Here is a 23,392-nt window from a genome sequence, read left to right as displayed (position 1 = left end):
GACGAATGAAATTGATTAAAAAGTCACGTGTTTTGCGGGAGTATATAGAACTAAATTTCATTTATTCCTATATTTTCAATGTAATAAAAAGGGAGTATACCGATATAAAGTGTAAATGTTTGAAAGAGGTTAAAAAATGAAAAAAACAGCAAGCACCGCAAAAAAATCAATAGCCAGAAGACTCATCACTTCATTTTTACTCATCTTAATTATTCCGGTGGCTGTATTGGCGGCAAGCGCCTACCGGTCGGCGGCTTCCTCCGTTGAAAGCCAAATGATGGAAAGCGCCAAGGGGAATGTGCAAATCTTAAATAATATGATTGACGACCGGATCGGAACATTTACAAAAAGCTCGGTGTATTTCAGCGAGTGGGCGACAAATGCAAAGTTTAAGGAAAAGAACCGCACGGAAATGAAAGACCGATTCAAGCAATTCATTGAAAGCAACGATAAGGCAGCCGCTATTTTTTCAAGCGGCAAGGACGGAACGTTTACACGCTACCCCCATGCCGATATGCCGGCCGATTTCAATCCGCTTGAAAGAAGCTGGTACAAAGAAGCCATGGAGAATAAAGACAAAACCATCATAACTGACCCTTATCAGTCCATTTCAAACGGAAAGATGGTCGTCACCATGGCGCGTGCGGCACAAGACGGGTCAGGCGTCGTCGCGATTGATATTAAGATCGGCGACCTCGTGACTATGACAAAAGAAATCAATATTGGAAAAGAAGGCTATGCCTTTATCCTCAGCAAAAATAAAAAAGCCGTCGCCTACAGCGGTGAAAAAGCGGGAACAACACTGTCAGGAAAATGGGTTGATACTTTATACAGCGAGAAAAAAGGCGACTTTCAATACATGTTTAACGGCAATGCGAAAAAAATGGCGTTTGTCACCAATGAAGCGACAGGCTGGAAAATCAGCGGAACGATGTCCGCGGATGAAGTTAAAGATGCGGCAAAGCCTGTTCTGACCATGGCCGTTATCGTATTGGTCATTGCCATTGCGGCCGGAATCATATTCGGGTATTTCGTCATCCGCTCCATCACAAAGCCGTTAAAACGCCTCGTGGCCTCTGCTGAAAAAATCAGCGCCGGCGATTTGACCGAAAGAATTGAAGTCAGTTCCAAAGATGAGCTGGGCGTGCTCAGTAAAAGCTTTAATCATATGACAGATTCACTCCGTTCAGTCATTCAAGGCATTCAGGATTCCGTTGAATACGTGGCTTCATCTTCAGAGGAGCTGACGGCTTCTGCTGAACAGACGAGTAAAGCAACAGAGCATATTACCTATTCTATAGAACAATTTTCTAACGGAACAGAAAGCCAAAGTGACAGCATTGACAGAGCGACAGAACAAGTTAATGAAATGAAAGACGGGCTCAGTGACTTAGCGGAAGCCGCTGCCGTTATTACGGAATCTTCAATTGAATCAGCGGAGATATCCGGCGCCGGCGAACAGCTTGTCCGAAAAACAGCCGGCCAAATGAGCACTATTGATCTTTCGGTAAGTGAAGCGGAACAAGTCGTAAAAGGGCTTGAATTAAAATCAAAAGACATCACCAGCATTTTGGGGGTGATAAACGGCATTGCGGATCAAACGAACCTTCTTTCTTTAAATGCCGCCATTGAAGCTGCAAGAGCGGGAGAATACGGGCGCGGTTTCTCCGTCGTTGCCGAAGAGGTGCGTAAGCTCGCCGTCCAGTCCGCCGAATCAGCGAAAGAAATCGAAACCTTGATTCATGAAATCGTCAAGGAAATCCATACATCCCTCGGTATGCTGGAATCCGTCAATCATGAGGTAAAAAACGGCCTTGTGTTAACAAATGAAACGGAAAAAAGCTTCCGGGACATTTCGGTAAAGACAAACCAAATCGCCGGGGAGCTGCAAAATATGAATGCGACTGTGGAACAGCTTTCCTCCGGCTCTCAGGAAGTATCAAGCGCATCAGAGGACATCGCGGCCGTTTCTAAAGAAAGCGCGGCAAGCATCCAGGACATCGCGGCTTCCGCCGAAGAGCAGCTTGCATCTATGCAGGAGATCAGTTCATCAGCCGTAACGCTGGAAAAAATGGCCGAAGAGCTTCGGGAATTAACAAAGCGCTTTAAAATAACCTCTTAATTAAGTCTAAAAGACTATTTTATAATAGGTAAAAAGTATCTTTCGATATATTTCTTCTTAATGGATATGTATATTTACCCATAATTGCCGATATGAAGGGTAAACCAGCTAGAGGAGATATAGTAGATGAAAAAAATTGTACAAATCATCAAGCAGCGGTCGCTTACGAGAAAACTTCTCATTTCTTTTTTAGCCGTTCTCATTCTTCCTGTTTCAGTACTTGCTTTTATTGCTTATCAATCGGCGGTGAGCACGCTTGACAGGCAGGTGATGGGCAGCGCGTTAGAGAATGTGCAGCAAATCAATAATCTGATCAATACAAGCATCAGCCAAAAAGAAGACGGTGCCGCTTATTTCAGCGAGTGGCTTACTGAAGATAAATACAAGCCGAAAAACAAAGCGCAAATGACAGATAAATTCACAGAGTATATGAAGATCAATAAAGATGTGGAATCCATCTATACGAGTGACACAAAAGGCCATTTCACACGGTATCCCGATTTGCAGATGCCGAAAGGGTATAATCCGGTTGAAAGAGATTGGTATAAAAAAGCCGTTGAAAGCAAGGGGAAAGTTGTCGTAACAGACCCTTACCGCACCGCTTCAACCAATACGATGGTCGTCACGGTCGTTCAGCAGACGAAAGACGGCTCCGGAGTGGTAGCCATTAATATGAAAATTGAAGAGATCCTGAAAACCACGAAAAAAGTGAATATCGGAAAATCAGGCTACGCGTTTATCCTGACGAAAGACAAAAAAGTTGTCGCCCATCCGAACAGAACGCCCGGCACTGCATTAGACGGTGATTGGGCCGATCAGCTTTACAGCAGCAAAAAAGGAGATTTTCAATACGTTTACGACGGTGAAAAGAAGAAAATGGCTTATGACACCAATGAGTTAACGGGCTGGAAAATCAGCGGAACGATTTATTTGGACGAGATTCATGAAGCCGCACTGCCGATCCTACACCTGTCCTTGCTCGTTCTGGTATTAGCCATTGTCATCGGAACAATCGTCATGGTGCTGATCATCCGCTCGATTACAAAACCGCTCAAGCAGCTCGTGACGACATCCAAACGGATCAGCGAAGGCGATTTGACAGAAACGATTAAAATTCAATCAAAAGATGAATTGGGCGAGCTGGGCAAAAGCTTTAACAATATGGCGGCCTCACTCCGTTCTTTGATTCATGCGATTCAGGATTCCGTGAACAACGTCGCGTCTTCCTCAGAAGAGCTGACAGCTTCAGCGGAGCAGACAAGCAAGGCAACCGAACACATTACACTGGCGATTGAACAATTTTCAAACGGAAATGAAAGCCAAAGTGAAAAAATTGAAAGCGCCGCGGAACATATTTATCAAATGAATACCGGACTTGAAGATATGGCGAAAGCATCGGCCGTCATTACGGAGTCCTCCGTAAAATCTGCGGAAGTCGCCAATTCAGGCGGACAGCTTGTTCACCAAACGGTCGGCCAAATGAACATCATTGACCAATCCGTGAAAGAAGCGGAAAACGTCGTGCGCGGTCTGGAAACAAAATCAAAAGACATCACAAACATTCTCCGCGTCATTAACGGAATCGCCGATCAGACAAACCTTCTCGCGCTGAATGCGGCAATCGAAGCGGCGCGTGCCGGAGAATACGGACGGGGTTTCTCTGTCGTCGCTGAAGAAGTCAGAAAGCTTGCCGTGCAATCAGCTGATTCGGCTAAAGAAATCGAAAGCTTAATCGTGGAAATCGTAAAAGAAATCAACACGTCTCTCGGCATGTTCCAATCCGTCAACCGGGAAGTAGAGAGCGGTCTTGATATTACGAATCAAACCGAAACAAGCTTCAAACGGATTTCTGAAATGACAAGCCAAATTGCCGGAGAAATCCAAAATATGAACGCCACTGTAGAACAGCTGACAGCCGGTTCACAGCAAATCTCAGGAGCCTCTGAACATATCGCATCCATCGCGAAAGAAAGCTCCGCCAGCATCCAAGACATCGCCGCCTCCGCTGAAGAGCAGCTGGCATCGATGGAAGAAATCAGCTCGTCATCAGAAACATTGTCACAAATGGCGGAAGAACTACGTGATATGACGAAACGCTTTAAAATAGAATAATAGATAAAAACACCCAAACTTACACGTTGGGTGTTTTTTTTAGTTTTTTTAATAAATCTTTTGTCCTATCTGACGATATTAGATTTAGCTTTTGAAAGAAGGAGACTGAAAAAATGAAACAACTGATACATTGGATCAAACAGCCATCCATCAGCAAGCCGCTTATCGCGGCATTCTTGGCCGTACTGGTGCTGCCGGTCGGCATACTCGCCTACTTCAGCTATCAAACGGCGGGAAGTTCGTTAGAAAGCGAACTGACACACAGCGCCCAAGGAAATGTCAACGAATTAAACAGCGTGCTGGAAAACATGCTGGATGGCAAGCTGAAAGCCATCGATTATTACAGTGAATCAATCACCAAGGACAAACTGAAACCAAAAAACAAATCCATACTGCTTGAAAATATGAAGCAGTATGTCACAGTAAACGACGATGTTGAATCAGTGTATGCCGCGTCCGCCGACAAAGCATTCGTTAAATATCCGTCAACTGAAATGCCGGCCGATTATAATCCGGTAACACGCGGCTGGTATACAAAAGCAGTTGAAAAAAACGGACAGCCTGTATTCACCGAGCCTTATAAAGACGCATCAAACGGAAAAACCGTCGTGACAATTGCCAAACAGACAAAAGACGGATCGGGCGTTGTCGCTCTTGATATCAACCTGGACGACCTGCTTACCGCTTCCGAACGCGTGCAGATCGGTCATAAAGGATTTGCTTTTATTACAACGGGAGATAAAAAATACATCGCCCATCCGACCATTAAACCGGGAACGGCAGGTTCAGGGGGCTGGACAAAAGAAGTTTTTTCAAAAACAAGCGGAACGTTTGAATACATGTTTGAAGGACAGCAAAAGAAAATGGCCTTCACGACAAACAAATTGACAGGCTGGAAAATCGCCGGCACTTTCTTTGTCAGTGAAATCCATGACGCAGCCGCTCCCGTTATGAATATGGCGCTCATCATCCTTGCTGTTTCTCTTATCGTCGGCGGCATTTTAATCATTTATATCATTCGCTCAATCTCAAGACCGCTCAAAAAGCTTGTCTCGACATCCGCTAAAATCAGCGATGGTGATTTAACAGAAGTAATTGACATTAAATCGAAAAACGAATTCGGCCAGCTCAGCCAAAGCTTTAATGAGATGTCAGCGTCACTGCGATCTGTCATTGGCGTCATTCAATCGTCAGTAGAGCATGTGGCTTCCTCTTCAGAAGAGCTGACGGCATCTGCCGGGCAGACGAGCAAAGCGACAGAGCATATTACATTGGCGATTGAACAATTTTCGAACGGAAACGAATCCCAGAGCGAGAAATTGGAAGAAAGCGCAGAACATCTTTCCAAAATGAATGCAGGCATTGCCGAGACGGCGAATGTATCGGCAGGCATTACCGAATCCGCCATTCAAACCTCTGATACGGCCGGAAGCGGAGAAGAATTAGTGGCGAAAACCGTCGGCCAGATGAAAACAATTGATCGTTCCGTTCAGCAGGCGGAAGCGGTCGTAAAAGGATTAGAAACGAAGTCACAAGATATTACGAGCATTCTGAACGTCATTAACGGCATTGCCGATCAAACGAATCTGCTTGCCTTAAACGCCGCCATCGAAGCGGCCAGAGCCGGCGAATACGGACGGGGCTTCTCTGTCGTAGCCGAAGAAGTGAGAAAGCTTGCCGTGCAATCAGCTGACTCCGCTAAAGAAATTGAAACGCTGATTCAAGAAATCGTCAAAGAAATCGCCACATCGCTTTCTGTATTCCAAGCGGTGAATCAAGATGTGAAGGAAGGCCTCAGCATTACTGATCAAACGTCCGAAAGCTTCAAAAAAATCTCGGAGATGACGACACAGATTTCAGGCGCTTTACAGCATATGAACGGAACGCTTGAGCAGCTTGCGGCCGGGTCGCAAAACGTGACAAACGCGGTGGATGACATTAACGCTGTCGCCAAAGAAGGATCCGCCAGCATTCAAGACATTGCCGCGTCCGCCGAAGAACAGCTTGCCTCTATGGAAGAAATCAGCTCATCCGCTGAAACGCTTGCCCATATGGCCGAAGAACTGCAGCAGGTCACACGGAAATTTACCATTGAATCAGAAAACAAAGCCGGGAAACAGCTGTAACGAGCTGTTTCTTTCCTCCCGCCGAAAAAAACGATACACTTGAACATAAGAAGGGAGTGTTACGATGAGACTCGAAGGGAAAAAAGTCATAGCGCTGGTCAGTGATGATTTTGAAGATTTAGAGCTTTGGTATCCCGTCTATCGGTTACGGGAAGAAGGGGCAATTGTTCATTTAATAGGAGAAGAAGCGGGCCGTTCATATAAAGGAAAATACGGCGTGCCTGCAATAGCGGATTATGATTTTAAGAGCCTGATTATCCAGGAGTATGATGCCGTGCTCGTGCCGGGCGGCTGGGCTCCTGACAAATTGAGGAGATACCCGGAGGTTCTTGAAATCATTCGCACGATGAACGAGCAGAAAAAGCCGATCGGCCAAATCTGCCACGCGGGCTGGGTGCTGATATCAGCCGGAATACTGGCAGGAAAAAAAGTGACAAGCACGCCCGGCATCAAAGACGATATGACAAACGCCGGGGCGGAGTGGCTGGATGAGGCTGTCGTAACAGACGGCCATATTGTTTCAAGCCGCCGTCCGCCTGATCTCCCGCAATATGCAAAAGCATTTGCCGATGTTTTAGCGGCCAAATAAAGAAACATCCGCCCGTAACTCCGGGCGGATGTTTTTAGTTTCGGTCGGCGGGAAACACAATTCCCATTTGTTTTCTCGCTTCTTCCATAATGTTTGCCGTGATGAACGAGCGTTCAAATGTATTTTCGGAAGACTCAAGCTGATGGTTTTCAAGAAGTGATACGAATTCAGCCGTTTCGTAATACATGGCTGGTTTCGTATCAGGAACAGAAATGTCTTCCACGCGCCCGTCACGATAACGGATCTCCGCTCTCTCCGGTCCGTGAATGCTGTCCAGCACGATGGTGCCATCTTCTCCCTGTATCTCTGCCGGAGCATAGGAATTCGAAATTTTTGAGTGCATGAGCACCGCTTCAAATCCGTCATATGACAGAATCACCGTGCCCTCGCCGTCAACGCCTGTAGATAATCTGTAACCGGTTGCTTTTACCTCTTTCGGTTTTCCGAACAGTACGACCGCCGGATAAATACAATACACGCCGATATCCATTAAAGAACCGTTTGATAATTCCGGCTGAAACGCGTTAAGCACCGTTCCGTTTTTAAAAGCATCATAGCGTGATGAATATTGGCAATAGCTTGCCGTAAATCTGCGGATTGCTCCGATTTTATGTAAGTGGTTTTTAATCAATTTAAAGTTGGGCAGGAAGGTGGTTTTCATCGCTTCCATCAGCAAAACGCCGTTTGCCTTGGCTGTTTTAATCATTTCTTCTGTTTCCCGTGCGTTAGAAGCAAACGGTTTCTCACACAGCACATGCTTTCCGTGCTTCATAAAAAGGATTGCCTGTTCTTTATGGAATGCGTTTGGGCTGGCAAGATAAACCGCGTCATAGCTTCCGCTTTTCGCCATCTCTTCCAGGCTTGTGAAATGATGTGCTGCACCGTGGGTACTGGCAAATTCCCTGGCCCGTTCCTCTGATCTTGAATAAACCGCCGCCAATTGAAAATGGTCAATAGCGGAAGCCGCTTGGAGGAAGCGGTCTGTAATCCAATTCGTTCCTACTGTTGCAAACCGAATCATTGCTATCGCTCCTTCTGTTTACTGTCTTTCATTATAGCACAAACATAAAAGCAAAATAGTTTACGGTATGAATGCGTAGGAAAATTTCCCAAAGAGGCTGGTTTATATTTTTCATTATAGGAACGATAGTGTACAATTTAGGTAAAATACGTATGATGGAGGAACAATAGTGGAAACATTGCAAACATGGGGCGGCCGATTTAAACAGTTTTTCTTAGACAATAAATTTGTCTTGTTTTTGCTTGTATTGCTGCTCATCGGTCTCAATATCCTTGTTTTTACAAAAACATCGTTTATTTTCACACCAATTATCGTCCTGCTCAAAACGATTGCGCTCCCCGTCATTTTGACAGGAATTGTTTTTTATTTACTCAATCCGATCGTAGATATACTCGAAAATGTAAGAGTGAAAAGGGTCTATTCCATTTTGATCCTTTATCTCATCATTATAGGATTAATTACGATCACCATCGTATCGATCATTCCGTTTTTAAAGGAACAGATCATGAGCCTGATCGACAATCTGCCGAGATATGTGGATATCGTTGAAGATCAGTCGAAAAATCTGATTGGAAGCGATTTTGTGAATCAGGCGCAGAAGACGATGAATATTAACATTTCCGATTTGGCAAATAAAGCTTCGGCTCAGGCTGCGACGATAGCGAACAGCACATTTACCGGCGTCGGAAATTTTATCGGCGCACTGACTGAGGTTATAATTTCTATCGTTACCGTTCCGTTTATTCTGTTCTACTTGCTGAAAGACGGAAAAAAACTGCCTATCTATATCTTAAAGTTTGTGCCGACCCGTTTAAAGGAACAAACGTACACGATGCTGAGCGAGATGAACCACAGATTAAGCTCCTATATCAGAGGCCAGGTTATCGTCAGCTTCTGTATCGGTTTTTTATTATTTATCGGATATCTGATTATCGGGCTTGATTACGCCTCGCTGCTTGCGGTCATTGCCGCTTGTACAAGCGTTGTGCCGTATTTAGGGCCGACGATTGCCATCACGCCGGCTATCATTATCGCTTTGGTGACTTCTCCGTTTATGCTGCTGAAGCTTGCGATTGTCTGGACCATTGTCCAGCTTGTGGAAGGAAAATTAATTTCTCCGCAAATTATGGGGAAAAACCTTCACATTCACCCGATTACCATCATCTTTGTCCTGTTGACCGCCGGAAAACTGTTCGGCGTTGTCGGCATTATTTTGGCCATCCCGGGTTACGCGGTCATTAAAGTGGTCACGACCCACTTGTTTGATTGGTTTAAAATGCGGTCGCATTTATACGAAGAAGAAAAAAATGATGCGGCTCCCAAGGCATAAAAACGGGACGGATCTGATATTTATAAGAGACAGGCTTTCCTCTAGGGGAGAGCTTCTCTTTTGTAAATGCTTAATGAAGGGAAGAATAAGATGACACTATGGGAAATGTTCACAGCAGCCGTTTTAGGGATAGTTGAAGGGTTAACGGAATACGCGCCGGTTTCTTCAACGGGACATATGATCATAGCGGATGACATCTGGCTGAAATCCGGCAATCTGATGAATCCTGAAGCTGCCAATTCCTTTAAGGTGGTCATTCAGCTGGGCTCCATATTGGCGGTGGCGATTGTATTTAAGGATCGGATTTTAAATTTACTGGGCCTCAAAAAGAATGTGACACGCGATCAGGAAAAAGGGCACAGGCTCACCATTGCGCAAATAGCGATCGGACTTGTCCCGGCGGCAATTCTCGGCTTTTTATTTGAGGATTACATTGACCGATACTTATTTTCCGTAAGAACAGTGGCCTTCGGGTTAATTGCCGGAGCCATCCTCATGCTTGCGGCAGACTGGATCAATAAAAGGAAAGAAACGACCGATACGGTTGACCGAATCTCCTGCAAACAGGCCCTCTGTGTCGGCTTATTCCAATGTCTCGCCCTATGGCCGGGCTTTTCCCGCTCAGGGTCAACGATTGCCGGCGGCGTCATCCTCGGCTTGAAACACAGAGCGGCAGCCGATTTTACGTTTATTATGGCTATTCCGATTATGGCGGGAGCCAGCCTTTTAAAGCTGGTGAAATACTGGGACAGCCTCTCATCCGACATGATCCCGTTTTTTCTTATCGGCTTCATCAGCGCCTTTTTTGTCGCTCTCTTAGTCGTTAAATTTTTTCTTCGCCTCATTAATAAAATCAAACTCGTGCCTTTCGCCATTTACCGTATCATTCTCGGCGTGATCTTACTGATGCTTGTGGTATAAAAAAAGAAAACCCCGCGTAAGGGTCTTCTTTTTTTATAAGTACCAGCAACTAAATTTCCTATTGAATTCTGAAGAAAACTCGTCTATAATAAAACATGACGTTACCGCACGGGGCCATAGCTCAGCTGGGAGAGCGCTACGCTGGCAGCGTAGAGGTCAGGGGTTCGAGCCCCCTTGGCTCCATACCCGAAACCCTTGATATGATCAAGGGTTTTTTTGTTTTTCAGGAACAGAGCCATTGTACTTAAAAAGCAATTGGGGACGAATTGGGGACCAAAATTTCGTTACTTTTCGCATTCAATTTAGGGTTATATTGATCGAAAAATCCAGCTGTCTCATTTTCAAGTTTTTCGGTCACATGTCCATAAATATCGGCTGTTATTCGTCGGCTTGCATGACCGGCCCGTTTTTGAATTGCGCTCATATTTTCGCCGGTTTCTATAATGAGAGCTGCCATAGCATGTCGCAGATCATGGAGCCCGGACTTGTTCCTCGTAAAATGGGGGCTTTTTGCTGATTTTAACAGAAATTGTAAACCTATGCTTACTGAAGGAATCACAACCCTCTTGGGAGGGCTGTTAGGAGAAAAAGCTACGAAATTTATCAGAGATTACGAGAGAATTTTTATTTTTTAAATATTTTGTGAAATATGGTTAGAGAGACGGATGTGAACTTGGGTTCGGATACGTTTGTTTTGCTGAGGAAGATATCTAATATAGATAGATGTTCAAGCGTGTTTAACTGTTTAATCCCCAATACATTGAAGGTTACGACGATCCTTTGTAAACATACGGCTAACGTTTCCGGAAAGTGAACTGCGTATTTGGAAACGTAAAACGAAGAGATATTCAAACCCCTGCTTTTATGATGAATGTGTACAACATTTAGAGGGATAAAAACCCATAATTACCATAAGTTAAATAATATTGTGACGACTTTATTAAACATTCATTTTATATATATCTTTTATTCGAAATACCCCTTACTATAAAGGTGTATTTAAAATACATCTTTTAGAAGGGTTGAGACGAACATGTTGGATGAGAAAACAATAAACATCATAAAAAGCACTGTACCTGTATTGAAAACAAAAGGAGAAGACATTACCGGACGCTTTTATAACCTGATGTTTCAAGATCATCCTGAGCTTCTGAATATGTTTAACCAAACCAATCAAAAGAAACAAACCCAACGGGCAGCATTGGCTAATGCGGTAATTGCGGCCGCTGCCAATATTGATCAATTAGAAAATATCATTCCAGCGGTCAGACAGATCGGTTATAAGCACACAAGCATTGGGGTGAAGCCGGAACATTATCCGATCGTAGGAAAGTATTTGCTGCTGGCCATAAAAGACGTGCTGCAAGATGCCGCTGCTCCTGACATCATGCAGGCGTGGGAAAAAGCGTACGGTATTATCGCAGACGCGTTTATCGGCGTTGAAAACGAGATGTACAAGCAAGCCGGCTGGCAGGGGTATAAAGGCTTCACTGTTATAAAGAAAATGAAAGAAAGCAAAGACATCACATCATTTTATGTAAAACCGACCGAAGGCCTTCCGCTGCCGAAGTTTGAAGCGGGACAATATATCAGCGTCAAAGTGCGGATTGCGGATTCACCTTATACGCACATTCGCCAGTACAGCATGTCTGACGCTTCCGGAAAAGGTCATTACCGAATTTCTGTGAAAAAGGACGGAGCAGTTTCGTCTCATCTTCACGATCATGTCCATGAGGGTGATGTCCTGGACATCAGCGCCCCAGCCGGAGATTTCACGCTGACGTCTTCCGGAAAAACAGCGGTTTTAATCAGCGCGGGCGCCGGTATTACGCCGATGATGAGCATGCTGAAAACGGCTGCCGAAAAACAGCCCAAGCGTTCCATTATCTTTATTCATGCGGCTAAAAACGGAGATTACGCGGCATTCCGTAAAGAGGCGGAGGAAGCGGCAGCAAACCATCCATACATGAAAACCATCTTTATATACAGCGACCCGACACAAGAAGACCGCTCGGGAGACAAGTCTTTTTACGAAGGGCGAATCGATCAGGATTTTCTTGAACGTTTGAACCTGAAGCAAGATACTGAATTCTACCTGTGCGGCTCTGCTCCATTTATGACACAAATGAACGGCATGATCATCGAACTCGGATTTGATCCGCAATCCGTTCGCTATGAATTATTCGGCCCGCAGCTAAGCATGGCACAGGCTAATTAAAAACCCCTCACAGAGGGGTTTTTTGGATGATATAATGGCGGATATACGCATTTTTCGGGAGGATAACATGAACGTAAAAGGACTGAATCATTTTTTATTTTCCGTAGCCGATTTAGAAATCTCCATCGCGTTTTATCAAAAGGTGTTTGGCACAAAGCTGCTAGTGAAAGGAAAAAAAACGGCTTATTTTGACCTGAACGGAATGTGGCTTGCCCTCAACGAAGAAAGCGATATTCCCCGCCATGAAATTCATCAGTCATACACGCACATCGCCTTCTCAATCGATGAAGAGGACTTTGAGGACATCCATCGTCACCTGAAACAGCTGAAAGTTCATATACTGACGGGAAGAGAAAGAGATGTAAGAGATAAAAAGTCTATCTATTTTACTGATCCGGACGGCCATAAATTTGAGTTTCACACCGGTACATTGGAAGACAGACTGGACTATTATCAAAAAGAAAAAAGCCATATGGAGTTTTACTAGAAAAACAGACGGCCTTCCTCCGTCTTTTTCCCTATTTTATTGAAATTTTCATCAATGAACAGTAAAATTATAAATCTAGTCATTCGGAATTAAAGGAAGGTTGATATGAAAAAGAAAGCAAAGACAAAAAAGGTGCTTGCCGGCCTTTTTGCTGTATCTCTTATATTCGGATTATTTCTGATTTCAATGGTGTTTTCCAAATTCATCGTAACAGAGGAAAAACCGCCTGAAGAGGTGGATGAGCAGCAGGTCTTTATTGACAGCCTTTCCGGGCACGCTCAAATTTTATATGAGAAGTATCATGTCCTTCCGAGCATCACCCTGGCACAGGCGATTCTGGAATCGGATTGGGGGAACAGTGAGCTTGCGGGAAAAGCCCGCAATCTGTTCGGTGTGAAAGGTGATTATAAAGGAAAGCATGTCACGATGAATACAGATGAGTTTGAAAAGGGAAAACGAAAAACGATCCGGGCGAAATTCCGCAAGTACAGTACGTTCTTTGAATCCATGGACGACCATGCCAAATTATTTGTCAACGGCACATCGTGGAATAAAAAGAAGTACAAGCCTGTATTGGAAGCGGGCGATTACAAAACGGCTGCTGCCGCTCTTCAAAAATCAGGCTACGCCACCGATCCGGACTATGCAGAAAAAATTAAAGACGTCATAGAAACTTATAACCTGAATGAATTTGACAAAGTCAATGAGTCTCTCAAAGCAGTTGATCTGAAAGGCGCCATTAAAGACCGCTCCATTGAAGACGTGTGGTCAAAACCATCGAAAGAACCGCATTCTATTAAACTTGCGTCGGCGCAAAAGTTTACCGGACAGCATATTAAAGTCGTTTCTGAAAAACAAAACGGGCAATCCGTCTGGTATCAATTTCAGGTGAACGACCAGCTGATAGGCTGGGTTGACAAAACCGCCGTACAATTAAATGAAGAAACGTGACCTTAGAAAAAAGCCGGCGGACTGCCGGCTTTTTTTACATCCCCTCATTCTCAAACCGTTTAATATCATGTTTATGCCCCATCAGGACAAGGCAGTCACATTCGTGAATGACAGTCTCCGGAGAAGGGGAAAGCTGAATGTCTCCGTTATGTTTGACGGCAAGAATGGTACAGCCGAATTTGGATCGGACGCCCAACTCAAGAATTGATTTTAAATGCAGCTTTTTCGTAGCCAAAAGCTCAACGATGCTGTATTCGTCTGATAAATCTATATAATCTAAGACATTTTCATCTGAAAGGCTCTGCGCGATCCTGACGCCCATATCCTTTTCAGGATGGATAATGCGGTCCGCGCCGATTTTTTCAAGCACCTTATGATGATAATAATTTTGCGCTTTCACCCAAATATGAGGGATGTTCAGTTCCTTCAATAACAACGTCGTTAGGGTGCTTGCCTGAATATTGGCGCCAATCGCCACGATGACATATTCAAAATTTCTGATGCCGAGCGAATGCAGCTCGCTTTCTTCTGTCGCATTTGCCCTGACAGCGTGCGTAGCGTAAGAGGAGTACGCATTAACTCTTTCCTCGCTGATATCAATGGCGAGCACCTCGTGCCCCATTTTAAAAAGCTCTTTGCAGATACTTCCTCCGAAACGGCCCAGCCCGATAACGGCAAATTGTTTATTTTTTATTCTTCCCAATACTCATAACTCCTTATGAAGCTGTTTTTTCGTTACTTCCATCACATTGAGCTGACAAACAACAACCAAGAATGTACTCCTGTTTCAAGTGTTTGTCAATGAAAGATAGAAGATGTGAAACACAGCAAAAAAAAAGACCGGCTGACAAGCGTTGTGAGCTTGAGCCGGCCTTAACCGAGATTATTTGCAGTTGCAAGGCTGTGTAGGCGGTGTGCTGCGCTTTTGGACAACAATTGTGTCCTCAGCATAAAACTTAGAACCGATGCTTAATGATTTATTTTCTGCACGGAATTTATATGTACCCGCAGCAGGAAGCGTTTTGTTATTCAGAGACAGCTTGAATTCTGCTGCGCCAAGTAAATCAATGTTTAACGGAAGTCTGACCGTTTTTCCGTTATTAAGAATCTGTCTTTCGCGCAAAGCGTGTCCGTTAACTGTATCCTTTGTGGTTGCAGTGAACCCGCTCGGAAGAGTGAATTCCATTACGCCTAAGCTCAGAATCGTGTTCGGACGGTAAGTCAGTTCAATATCAGAAAATGACCATTCCTGCTGGCTGGCGCCGGTGTATTTTGCAAATAATGTAGCAGTTGCTTTTGTGGACATTTCCGGCTCGTGAACGGATGAACCTGATTCCGCGGCAAAAGACGTTGCCGGAAGAGCGAGCAGCAAAACAAGGCCGAATAAACTTGCCATCAAAGATGTGAAAAGCTTGTGTTTCATGTTAACAAATCCCCCTAAAAAATATTGTAAACCCTGATCACCCGCCCTCCAAGAGGAGAATGACCAATATTTACCTATAAAAATTTACCATCAATTTTAATGGAAGTAAATGGGTTTATATTCCTATATTTTCTGAGGGGTTCTCTGGAAATACGACGTATAGTGACAAAAAAGCAAGAAAAAACGCCTGTTTATTCAGGCGTTTTTTCATTAGTTTCTATTGGGATAAATTTAAAAATCTCCCCGCTCTGCACCGAGTCGGCAAGCCGTTTCAGCCAATGGTAATAGGCTTTTGAGCTTTCGAGCTGATCGTATAAATGGCGTGCTTCTTCTTTTAATTCCGAATCACCGTCTTCCTTCTCCAAAACGGCCTGCAAATCCGCCTGGGCTTGAACGATGGCAGACAAATTGACCTGAACTTCCCGATCCCATTTCGGCGGGAAAAAATTTGTGAAAAACGTAAAGAAGTCCTTTTCCGCTACAAACGTATGCTTTCTGATGCCGCGGTGAAAGGTTTTTTTAACCACATTTAAGTCCTGCAGTTTTTTGACGCCGGTGCTCATGCTCGGTTTGCTCATTTGCAGCTCCTCGCGCATTTCATCAAGTGTCATCTCATCTCTCATATACATTGTTCCATATAAAATCCCGACGCTCCGGGTAATTCCGTATAGATCCATCGTCTCTGCAATTGAATCAATCACAAGGTCCCTTGCTTGTTCTATAGCTGCGAATTCTGGATTTTCATCCATACTGTCCCTCTTTTCTCTTGAAGATTAAATTTGTTAAGTCATTTCTTTATGTTCTTAATCTTAACGAATCATCACAAAAAGTCAAAACCAAAAAGAGGACAAACTGGGTTTTGACATGTAAAAAAACGTATGTTAAATTAATATTGTTAAAAATATTAAATTTTTATTTAACAAACTTTCTGTTCGGTAAGGAGGACTCTCATGAGCAAAACGCTATATATCGGCGGCGAATGGGTCAGCGCAGAAAAAAAACAGACTCGCCGTATCATCAACCCATTTAATCAAGAAGAAATCGCAACGGTATGCGAAGGTGACCGCGACGATGCCGTAAAAGCCATCGCCGCAGCCAGAAAAGCATTTAATGAAGGAGACTGGCCGGCGCTTTCCGGACTTGAGCGCGGAAAATTTGTTCTGAAAATTGCGGAATTAATCAGACGCGATCTGAATGAACTGGCTGAGCTGGAATCACTTGATACAGGAAAAACACTTGAAGAAAGCAAAGCCGATATGGACGATATCGCAAATGTATTCCAATACTATGCCGGTCTTGCGGATAAAGACGGAGGAGAGGTTATCTCATCTCCGATCCCCGATTCTGTGAGCAAAATTGTCAGAGAGCCCATCGGTGTATGCGGACAAATTACGCCGTGGAATTATCCGCTCTTGCAGGCAAGCTGGAAAATCGCTCCCGCTCTGGCGGCTGGAAACACGATTGTATTAAAGCCGAGTGAAATCACTCCGCTGACGACGGTTAAAGTATTTGAATTAATAGAAGAAGCCGGCATTCCGAAAGGTGTCGCAAATCTCGTGTTAGGACCGGGAGCAACAGTCGGCGACGAGCTTGCGAGAAACCTTGAAGTCGACTTAGTATCCTTTACGGGCGGAATCGAAACAGGCAAAAAGATTATGCAGGCGGCAAGCGGCAATGTGAAAAAAATTGCTCTCGAGCTTGGCGGCAAAAACCCGAATATTGTGTTTAAAGATGCAGATCTTGAAGTGGCTGCCGACCAAGCGCTGAACGCCGTGTTTTTCCATGCCGGCCAGGTCTGTTCGGCAGGTTCGCGTCTGTTAGTGGACGAAGCCATTCATGATGAATTTTTAGCAGAGCTGATTAAACGCACGAAACGCATCAAATTAGGCAGCGGATTTCATGAAGATACCGAAAGCGGCCCTCTGATTTCCGCCGAGCATCGGGCAAAAGTTGAAAAATATGTGGAAATCGGAATCGAAGAAGGCGCTACACTCGAAACAGGAGGCAAACGCCCTGACGCTCCCGCGCTTCAAAACGGTTTCTTCTATGAACCTACTATTTTCTCAAACTGTACGTCTGATATGCGGATTGTGCAGGAGGAGATATTCGGCCCTGTTTTAACAGTCGAGTCATTCTCTTCCGAAGAAGAAGCTGTCAGACTCGCAAACGACACCATTTACGGCCTGGCCGGAGCAGTATGGTCCAAAGATATTGAAAAATGCGAACGGATGGCAGCAAAACTGCGGATGGGAACCGTTTGGATCAATGATTTCCATCCATATTTCGCGCAAGCGCCTTGGGGCGGCTATAAACAATCCGGCTTCGGCCGCGAACTCGGCAAAATCGGCCTTGAAGAATATACAGAAGTCAAACATATTTATCGCAACACAAAACCTGCAGCTGTTAACTGGTTCCATTCATAATAAGGAGGAAATTCAATATGACATTAAATATGAAAGTAGAAAGCATGCATAAATTCCATACATTCGAAATCCCGACGGTGATCAAGCACGGTATCGGCGCGATTAAACACGTCGGACATGAAGTTGGCGCGTTAGGCGTAACAAAAGCGCTTCTCGTCACAGATCCCGGAATTTATAATGCGGGAGTGGCAAACCCTGTCATTGAATCATTACAGGAAGCGGGCATTGAAGTCGTACTGTTCAACAAAGTTGAACCGAACCCGCCTGTACGCCTCGTAAACGAAGGATCAGAACTGTACAAAAAAGAAAACTGCAACGGCCTTGTAGCTGTCGGCGGCGGAAGCTCCATGGATACAGCGAAAGCAATCGGTGTAGAAGCGATGCATAAAGGAAGCGTGCTTGATTACGAAGCCGCGGAAGGCAAAAAACCGCTGGAAAACCGCATCCCTCCGCTGACAACGATCCCGACAACCGCGGGAACAGGTTCAGAGGTTACGCAATGGGCCGTCATCACAGATGAAGATAGAGAATTTAAATTCAATACGGGCGGACCGCTTATCGCCGCGCATCTAACCGTTATTGATCCTGAGCTTCACGTTTCCATGCCGCCGCATGTAACGGCAATGACAGGCATCGATGCACTGGCGCATGCCATCGAGTGCTATACGATGAAATTCGCCCAGCCGATTACTGACGCCGTGGCTCTGATGGCGATTGAATACGCGGCGCATTATATTAAGCGTGCATTTGCTGACGGAGAGGATGTAGAAGCAAGATACGGCATGGCGCAGGCCGCGATGCTCGCAGGCCTTTCATACGGCAGTGAATCAGCAGGCGCGGCGCACGCGATGAGCCAGACTCTCGGCGGCATTATTCCTGTCGCTCACGGACAGTGCGTGGCGGCCATGATGGGGCCTGTGATGGAATACAACTGGAAAGGTTATCCGGAAAAATTCGCCCGCATCGCCAAAGCTTTCGGAATTGACACAAGCAAAATGTCGACGGAAGAAGCGGCCAAAGCGTCTGTCAACTGGATGTATGACCTTGTAAAAGATTTAGAGGTTCCGAGCTTAGAAGAACAAGGCGTATCTCCGGATATGATTGAGCGCTTATCAAAAGAAGCGATGAAAGATCCGCAAACATTCGGAAACCCAAGAGATTTAAATGAGAAAGCATATAACTGGATTTACAAACGCTGCTTTGACCTGACGCCGAAAACAGTATAAAAAAATGTCCCCGCTTCTTTACAGAGCGGGGTTTTTTACGGATAATGGCAACAACAAGGCGGTGGTTTTATGTGGAAGCGGATAAAAGCAAAGGCTGAAGGGCTATATAAAGCCGATACGAAACACTTTGTCACAAAAAGAATGGACAAGCTTCATGCGGATTACGGAGGGATTCCCGGCGACCTGCATTTTGGCCTGACCAAAAAAGCGGGAGCGCGGGAACCGATGTATGAGAGAGGAACCGAAATTTTTAACCGCAGGCAGATATCAATCGTGTCAATTGAAGAATGCGATGAGATTGCTGATGCGATGGGGATTCCGAACCTCTTCCCGGAATGGCTCGGCGCCAATATTGCCATCAGCGGTTTCCCTTCATTAACATTACTGAAAGAAGGCAGCAGGATCATTTTTCCAAGCGGTGCCTCCTTCCTGTGTGAGGGAGAAAATGATCCGTGCATTCAGCCGGGAGAGGTCATTCAATCCTATTACCCGGATCATCCGAAACTGGCGGCGGCGTTTGTGCGGCATGCCCTGGGCAAAAGGGGCATTGTCTGTATCGTCGAACGGCCGGGTGACATTTGTGCGGACGACACGATAGACATTCATTCTTATGAACCGAAGCGCGCCAAGAAAAAAATCGAAAGGGTCTGAGTCAGACCCTTTCGATTTTTTGTTTGATTTCTTCTATTTGATTAATGTGCCGTTTTTCATGATGGCCGATAAAATCAATCCATTGGCGGATCGTTAATTCTTGAAAAACGGGATGCGGAAGCACTCGTTCAAAGTCCTCCTCTTTTAATGAAGCAATGACGGCGGTTAAGTGCTGTCTCGCCACATCTAATTCCTCTTTCGATTCAACGATTGATTTGTGGTCTTGTTCAGGCGCAAGGTGAGGCGGCGCGGTGCGTTTGTTCGTTCTGTCTTCTGCCATCACAAGCGGTTTTTCTTCTGTTTCTTTTATCGGTGCATCCTTTGCGCGTTCTGATAAAAGAGTATGCGCTGTTTCATCAAGTTTCTTTAAATGGTCAAGCACTTCCCGCACGCTCCACTCATCAGCCGACGGCTTCCAGTTGAATTGCTCTTCCGAGAGTCCCTTCACTTCATCCCAAGTCTGCTGTCTGGCGTCATTAAAAATACTCATCATATCTCCTCCTTAAGAAAACATTACCATATCCAGCTTTTATATTCATGTATTCCTGTGCGTTTTTCTGAAAATTGAAACCTTTTGTCGGGCAGCCCGTATATAAAGTAGCACTCCATCATCTCATCCGAAAGGAGGGTTGAATGTGGACATATTTCATATTCCGTTACAAACGATTTATCTTTACACACTTATCATTGCGGGAAGCCTGATGCTTTTGTTTCTCTTTTTCAATGATGTTTTTCACGGCCTCGCAGAAGCCATTCCGGTCTCTTTTCTGAATCCTGCGTTGATATTGTCGTTTCTGACGATCTTCTCAGCCTCAGGTTATATCGGCGAAATCGCCGCTCCGCTATCAAGTCCTGTTATTGCATTACTATCATTTGCTGTTTCAGTTCTCATGGTCAGCTTGCTGCACTTCTTTGTCCTTGTGCCGCTTTCATCAGCGGAGGAATCGCTTGTTTATCGGGAAGCGGATTTAAGAGGGAGAGTCGGCAAAATCATTACCTCCGTTCCGAAAGATGGTTATGGGGAGGTCTTAATAGAGGGGATCAGCGGTGCTGTCTCTAAGTCCGCGGTCAGTTTTGATAACGAGCAGATCAATTACGGAACGGCAGTATTAATTATAGACGTGAAAGACGGAGTGCTCTCAGTAACACCGCATGAATCAATTTAAATAAGGGGGAACTTGATATGACAATGCCGATTATAATCGTCATCGGAGTGGTATTCTTTTTACTCATCGCACTCATTGCTGTATTTATTACAAAATACCGGACGGCGGGACCGGATGAAGCCCTCATCGTGACCGGAAGCTACCTGGGCAATAAAAATGTCCATATTGATGAAGGAGGCAATCGGCTGAAAATCGTCCGCGGCGGGGGAACGTTCGTACTGCCGGTTTTCCAGCAGGCTGAACCGCTCAGTCTATTGTCAAGCAAGCTTGACGTCTCAACACCCGAAGTATACACCGAACAGGGCGTTCCCGTCATGGCGGACGGAACGGCCATTATTAAAATCGGCGGCTCCATCGGCGAAATCGCGACTGCTGCTGAACAATTTTTAGGGAAATCCAAGGAAGACCGCGAGCAAGAGGCGCGAGAAGTGTTAGAAGGCCACCTGCGTTCAATCCTCGGTTCCATGACGGTAGAAGAAATTTATAAAAACAGAGAGAAGTTTTCTCAAGAAGTTCAGCGGGTCGCGTCCCAGGATCTTGCCAAAATGGGGCTGATGATCGTCTCCTTTACCATTAAGGATGTCCGCGACAAAAACGGCTATCTCGAATCATTAGGTAAGCCGAGAATCGCCCAAGTAAAACGAGATGCGGATATTGCCACGGCGGAAGCTGATAAAGAGACAAGAATTAAACGGGCTGAAGCCGATAAAGACGCCAAAAAATCAGAATTGGAACGCGCCACGGAGATTGCTGAAGCTGAAAAAATCAATCAGCTGAAAATGGCGGAATATCGGAGAGACCAGGATACCGCGAAAGCAAATGCCGATCAGGCATACGATCTCGAAACCGCAAAAGCCCGCCAGCAGGTGACTGAGCAGGAAATGCAGGTCAAAATTATCGAGCGGCAAAAGCAAATTGAATTAGAAGAAAAAGAAATTCTGCGCCGTGAGCGCCAATATGACTCTGAAGTGAAGAAAAAAGCTGATGCAGACCGCTATTCTGTAGAACAAGCGGCCGCTGCCGCAAAAGCGAAGCAGCTCGCAGAAGCAGACGCCGAGCAGTACAGCATCGAAGCTATGGCGAAGGCGGAAGCCGAGCGTGTAAGAATAGACGGTCTTGCTAAAGCGGAGGCTGAAAAGGCAAGAGGGGAAACCGAAGCTGAAGTCATTCGTCTGAAAGGACTCGCGGAAGCCGAAGCGAAAGAAAAAATCGCCGAAGCGTTCGAAAAATACGGGCAGGCGGCGATCCTTGATATGATTGTGAAGATGCTTCCTGAATATGCGAAGCAAGTATCGGCCCCGCTTTCAAACATTGATAAAATTACCGTCGTCGATACAGGCGGAAACGGTGAAAACAGCGGAGCCAATAGAGTTACAGGCTACGCAACCAATTTAATGGCAGGATTGCAGGAAAGCCTGAAGGCCTCTTCAGGAATAGATGTAAAAGAAATCATTGAGAATTTTTCAGGTAAAGGAAACATAAAACAAAGCATTAATGAGCTGACAAATGAACTGAAAGATTCAAGCATCGAAGAGAATCACGAATAGAAAACAGCAGGCGGTAAACGCCTGCTGTTTTTTATTCTGTCCGCTTTGTCTCAAGAAGCCGCGGTGCAGTTATAAATAATAAACAAAGTACAATTGTGCAAATAATAAAAGAAGGAATCATATAAGTGGCATTATAACCGAGAGAATAAATCCAAACCGGCGTCCCTTTTGGAGCATAGCTGCCGAAAAAGACAGCGCCCGAGATGACATGAGCAGCATATCGCAGCACACTGCCTATAAACACCGCGATAACGACATGTACGGTTAATACGCTTCTTTTTTTGGCAAAAGCCGCTTTACGGACGGCAGAAGCAAAAAAACCGCTAAAACCGATTACAGCAAAAGCCGCTAGGTAGTCGAGTAAAAGCTGAACCGGGTGCTGCAAAAAGAGATTGCCGATGGCGATTTGGACAAGTCCGGTAAGCAACCCCGTCGTCAGTCCGGCCTTCACCCCCCAGCGAAATGAAATTAAAAAAATCGGAATCATCATAATAGAGACTGAACCGCCTTGCGGCATACGGAGAAACATACCGGACACAATATCCAGAATGACGGCTGCCCCGGTCATAATCGCTATTTCAATTAAGCGCACAAGCTGTGTTGATTGATTCATAGTTTTCCCCCTGACTAGACAACCCTCTTAAGGATAAACAAAAAAGCAGCGCGGGAAAGGATGGGGAAAGTTCCACGCACTGCTTACAAACTGCAATTCATTTGGCTTTGCCACATCCCTACGCCAGCGTTAACTGACAGGTTCAAAGGGTCAGAACGAAACGTTCACTCTCAGCTTTATTGCTCCCCTTGTGGTCATCAAGTATTTAGTTCAATCCTACTATACAAGAAAACGGTACAAACGACAAGACAGCTTGTTTATTCTATAGAAGAGAAATGAAAACTGCATTGCACAAATTAATCGCGGAGTTTTTTTGAAAAAACTATTGTAATATGTTTTAAAGGATGTTATATTATTAAACGTCGCTGATGAACAGCTGACAACAACAAAATGCTTCAAAAACAACATGAAAAAAGTTGTTGACATAAAAGAAGCGAAATGTTATTATAATAAAGCTGCTTCAATA

The 23,392-nt window shown here is 45.0% G+C and carries 21 protein-coding genes, 1 tRNA gene, 2 pseudogenes and 1 riboswitch; of the genes and pseudogenes, 16 read left to right on the top strand and 8 right to left on the bottom strand.

The features are described from left to right. Nucleotides 1–136: 136 nt before the first annotated feature. From J7E26_RS16785 to J7E26_RS16770, 5 genes and pseudogenes are all read left to right on the top strand, one after another. Nucleotides 137–2,122, top strand: coding sequence for a methyl-accepting chemotaxis protein (locus J7E26_RS16785; protein ID WP_214803602.1), 1,986 nt, complete (start codon nt 137–139; stop codon nt 2,120–2,122). A gap of 126 nt (nt 2,123–2,248) precedes the next feature. Continuing rightward, nucleotides 2,249–4,234 carry a methyl-accepting chemotaxis protein gene (locus J7E26_RS16780; protein ID WP_214803605.1) on the top strand — a complete coding sequence of 662 codons (1,986 nt, stop codon included), beginning with the start codon at nt 2,249–2,251 and terminating at the stop codon, nt 4,232–4,234. 113 nt (nt 4,235–4,347) lie between these two features. Next, nucleotides 4,348–5,388, top strand: a pseudogene (locus tag J7E26_RS18650) (HAMP domain-containing protein); the annotation flags it as partial. After that, nucleotides 5,383–6,360 carry a methyl-accepting chemotaxis protein gene (locus tag J7E26_RS18645; RefSeq protein ID WP_396019848.1) on the top strand — a complete coding sequence of 326 codons (978 nt, stop codon included), beginning with the start codon at nt 5,383–5,385 and terminating at the stop codon, nt 6,358–6,360. The pseudogene J7E26_RS18650 and the gene J7E26_RS18645, both read left to right, overlap by 6 nt. Before the next feature lie 64 nt (nt 6,361–6,424). Then, nucleotides 6,425–6,949, top strand: a complete 525-nt coding sequence (locus tag J7E26_RS16770; RefSeq protein ID WP_214803612.1) for a type 1 glutamine amidotransferase domain-containing protein — start codon at nt 6,425–6,427, stop codon at nt 6,947–6,949. Between the two features lie 34 nt (nt 6,950–6,983). Here the strand turns inward: J7E26_RS16770 and J7E26_RS16765 are convergent, their stop codons facing one another. Continuing rightward, nucleotides 6,984–7,970, bottom strand: a complete 987-nt coding sequence (locus J7E26_RS16765) for a Gfo/Idh/MocA family protein (protein WP_214803615.1) — start codon at nt 7,968–7,970, stop codon at nt 6,984–6,986. Between the two features lie 169 nt (nt 7,971–8,139). On the opposite strand from J7E26_RS16765, the gene J7E26_RS16760 reads away from it, so the two are divergent. The 3 genes from J7E26_RS16760 (at nt 8,140) to J7E26_RS16750 (ending at nt 10,404) form a co-directional block, all read left to right on the top strand. Beyond that, nucleotides 8,140–9,300, top strand: coding sequence for an AI-2E family transporter (locus J7E26_RS16760; protein ID WP_214803617.1), 1,161 nt, complete (start codon nt 8,140–8,142; stop codon nt 9,298–9,300). 90 nt (nt 9,301–9,390) lie between these two features. Next, a complete protein-coding gene (locus J7E26_RS16755; protein WP_214803620.1) occupies nt 9,391–10,221 on the top strand; it encodes an undecaprenyl-diphosphate phosphatase in 831 nt (276 codons plus the stop codon). 110 nt (nt 10,222–10,331) lie between these two features. Next, a tRNA-Ala gene (locus tag J7E26_RS16750) sits at nt 10,332–10,404 on the top strand. Between the two features lie 61 nt (nt 10,405–10,465). Here J7E26_RS16750 and J7E26_RS16745 read toward each other — a convergent pair. Together J7E26_RS16745 and J7E26_RS18570 are read right to left on the bottom strand one after the other, a co-directional pair. Further along, nucleotides 10,466–10,780, bottom strand: a complete 315-nt coding sequence (locus tag J7E26_RS16745) for a tyrosine-type recombinase/integrase (RefSeq protein ID WP_311379530.1) — start codon at nt 10,778–10,780, stop codon at nt 10,466–10,468. Nucleotides 10,781–10,896: 116 nt separating this feature from the next. Beyond that, a pseudogene (locus J7E26_RS18570) lies at nt 10,897–11,069 on the bottom strand (cupin domain-containing protein); the annotation flags it as partial. Nucleotides 11,070–11,254: 185 nt separating this feature from the next. Here J7E26_RS18570 and hmpA point away from each other — a divergent pair. The 3 genes from hmpA (at nt 11,255) to J7E26_RS16730 (ending at nt 13,877) form a co-directional block, all read left to right on the top strand. Continuing rightward, entirely contained in the window at nt 11,255–12,439 is a 1,185-nt protein-coding gene (gene hmpA / locus J7E26_RS16740) for an NO-inducible flavohemoprotein (RefSeq protein ID WP_214814418.1), read from the top strand. Between the two features lie 67 nt (nt 12,440–12,506). Beyond that, nucleotides 12,507–12,926, top strand: coding sequence for a FosM family fosfomycin resistance protein (gene fosM / locus J7E26_RS16735; RefSeq protein WP_214803626.1), 420 nt, complete (start codon nt 12,507–12,509; stop codon nt 12,924–12,926). Between the two features lie 105 nt (nt 12,927–13,031). Further along, nucleotides 13,032–13,877 carry a glucosaminidase domain-containing protein gene (locus J7E26_RS16730; RefSeq protein ID WP_214803630.1) on the top strand — a complete coding sequence of 282 codons (846 nt, stop codon included), beginning with the start codon at nt 13,032–13,034 and terminating at the stop codon, nt 13,875–13,877. A 34-nt stretch (nt 13,878–13,911) separates the two neighbouring features. On the opposite strand, the gene ktrA is transcribed toward J7E26_RS16730, so the two are convergent. The 3 genes from ktrA to cudC all read right to left on the bottom strand — a co-directional run bounded on the left by ktrA (nt 13,912) and on the right by cudC (nt 16,049). Continuing rightward, a complete protein-coding gene (gene ktrA / locus J7E26_RS16725) occupies nt 13,912–14,580 on the bottom strand; it encodes a potassium uptake protein KtrA (protein WP_214803633.1) in 669 nt (222 codons plus the stop codon). Nucleotides 14,581–14,760: 180 nt separating this feature from the next. Beyond that, the gene (bslA, locus tag J7E26_RS16720; RefSeq protein ID WP_214803636.1) at nt 14,761–15,300 is read right to left on the bottom strand and encodes a biofilm surface layer hydrophobin BslA; all 540 of its coding nucleotides are present in this window, start codon (nt 15,298–15,300) and stop codon (nt 14,761–14,763) included. A gap of 191 nt (nt 15,301–15,491) precedes the next feature. Further along, nucleotides 15,492–16,049, bottom strand: coding sequence for a transcriptional regulator GbsR (gene cudC / locus J7E26_RS16715; protein ID WP_214803639.1), 558 nt, complete (start codon nt 16,047–16,049; stop codon nt 15,492–15,494). Nucleotides 16,050–16,250: 201 nt separating this feature from the next. Here cudC and betB point away from each other — a divergent pair, with 201 nt between their 5' ends. From betB to J7E26_RS16700, 3 genes are all read left to right on the top strand, one after another. Beyond that, nucleotides 16,251–17,723: a betaine-aldehyde dehydrogenase gene (gene betB / locus J7E26_RS16710; RefSeq protein WP_214803642.1), complete on the top strand. Its 1,473-nt coding sequence runs from the start codon at nt 16,251–16,253 to the stop codon at nt 17,721–17,723. A 17-nt stretch (nt 17,724–17,740) separates the two neighbouring features. Continuing rightward, the gene (gene gbsB, locus J7E26_RS16705) at nt 17,741–18,949 is read left to right on the top strand and encodes a choline dehydrogenase (RefSeq protein ID WP_214803645.1); all 1,209 of its coding nucleotides are present in this window, start codon (nt 17,741–17,743) and stop codon (nt 18,947–18,949) included. A 69-nt stretch (nt 18,950–19,018) separates the two neighbouring features. After that, a complete protein-coding gene (locus J7E26_RS16700) occupies nt 19,019–19,600 on the top strand; it encodes an MOSC domain-containing protein (RefSeq protein ID WP_214803649.1) in 582 nt (193 codons plus the stop codon). 1 nt (nt 19,601) lies between these two features. Here J7E26_RS16700 and J7E26_RS16695 read toward each other — a convergent pair whose 3' ends face one another. Then, on the bottom strand, nt 19,602–20,090 hold the full coding sequence (locus J7E26_RS16695) for a DinB family protein (protein ID WP_214803653.1): 489 nt from the start codon (nt 20,088–20,090) through the stop codon (nt 19,602–19,604). Between the two features lie 145 nt (nt 20,091–20,235). On the opposite strand from J7E26_RS16695, the gene J7E26_RS16690 reads away from it, so the two are divergent. Together J7E26_RS16690 and J7E26_RS16685 are read left to right on the top strand one after the other, a co-directional pair. Then, nucleotides 20,236–20,766: an NfeD family membrane protein gene (locus J7E26_RS16690; protein WP_214803656.1), complete on the top strand. Its 531-nt coding sequence runs from the start codon at nt 20,236–20,238 to the stop codon at nt 20,764–20,766. 17 nt (nt 20,767–20,783) lie between these two features. Next, entirely contained in the window at nt 20,784–22,313 is a 1,530-nt protein-coding gene (locus J7E26_RS16685; RefSeq protein ID WP_214803659.1) for a flotillin lipid rafts scaffold protein FloT, read from the top strand. 31 nt (nt 22,314–22,344) lie between these two features. On the opposite strand, the gene thiT is transcribed toward J7E26_RS16685, so the two are convergent. Beyond that, nucleotides 22,345–22,926, bottom strand: coding sequence for an energy-coupled thiamine transporter ThiT (gene thiT / locus J7E26_RS16680; protein WP_214803662.1), 582 nt, complete (start codon nt 22,924–22,926; stop codon nt 22,345–22,347). Between the two features lie 98 nt (nt 22,927–23,024). Next, nucleotides 23,025–23,125, bottom strand: a riboswitch (TPP riboswitch). Nucleotides 23,126–23,392: the final 267 nt, after the last annotated feature.

Origin of the sequence: Bacillus sp. ISL-51 (genome assembly GCF_018613535.1) — a bacterium.
Classification (GTDB): domain Bacteria; phylum Bacillota; class Bacilli; order Bacillales; family Bacillaceae; genus Bacillus.
Note: the sequence above shows the minus strand (reverse complement) of the source record. Positions and strands in the feature narration are given on the sequence as shown.

Bases quoted from the DNA above. Each gene is read 5' to 3' on its own strand.
- J7E26_RS16785 (WP_214803602.1), top strand. From the start codon at position 137: ATGAAAAAAACAGCAAGCACCGCAAAAAAATCAATAGCCAGAAGACTC.
- J7E26_RS16780 (WP_214803605.1), top strand. From the start codon at position 2,249: ATGAAAAAAATTGTACAAATCATCAAGCAGCGGTCGCTTACGAGAAAA.
- J7E26_RS18645 (WP_396019848.1), top strand. From the start codon at position 5,383: ATGTCAGCGTCACTGCGATCTGTCATTGGCGTCATTCAATCGTCAGTA.
- J7E26_RS16770 (WP_214803612.1), top strand. From the start codon at position 6,425: ATGAGACTCGAAGGGAAAAAAGTCATAGCGCTGGTCAGTGATGATTTT.
- J7E26_RS16765 (WP_214803615.1), bottom strand. From the start codon at position 7,970: ATGATTCGGTTTGCAACAGTAGGAACGAATTGGATTACAGACCGCTTC.
- J7E26_RS16755 (WP_214803620.1), top strand. From the start codon at position 9,391: ATGACACTATGGGAAATGTTCACAGCAGCCGTTTTAGGGATAGTTGAA.
- hmpA (WP_214814418.1), top strand. From the start codon at position 11,255: ATGTTGGATGAGAAAACAATAAACATCATAAAAAGCACTGTACCTGTA.
- fosM (WP_214803626.1), top strand. From the start codon at position 12,507: ATGAACGTAAAAGGACTGAATCATTTTTTATTTTCCGTAGCCGATTTA.
- J7E26_RS16730 (WP_214803630.1), top strand. From the start codon at position 13,032: ATGAAAAAGAAAGCAAAGACAAAAAAGGTGCTTGCCGGCCTTTTTGCT.
- bslA (WP_214803636.1), bottom strand. From the start codon at position 15,300: ATGAAACACAAGCTTTTCACATCTTTGATGGCAAGTTTATTCGGCCTT.
- cudC (WP_214803639.1), bottom strand. From the start codon at position 16,049: ATGGATGAAAATCCAGAATTCGCAGCTATAGAACAAGCAAGGGACCTT.
- betB (WP_214803642.1), top strand. From the start codon at position 16,251: ATGAGCAAAACGCTATATATCGGCGGCGAATGGGTCAGCGCAGAAAAA.
- gbsB (WP_214803645.1), top strand. From the start codon at position 17,741: ATGACATTAAATATGAAAGTAGAAAGCATGCATAAATTCCATACATTC.
- J7E26_RS16700 (WP_214803649.1), top strand. From the start codon at position 19,019: ATGTGGAAGCGGATAAAAGCAAAGGCTGAAGGGCTATATAAAGCCGAT.
- J7E26_RS16695 (WP_214803653.1), bottom strand. From the start codon at position 20,090: ATGAGTATTTTTAATGACGCCAGACAGCAGACTTGGGATGAAGTGAAG.
- J7E26_RS16685 (WP_214803659.1), top strand. From the start codon at position 20,784: ATGACAATGCCGATTATAATCGTCATCGGAGTGGTATTCTTTTTACTC.
- thiT (WP_214803662.1), bottom strand. From the start codon at position 22,926: ATGAATCAATCAACACAGCTTGTGCGCTTAATTGAAATAGCGATTATG.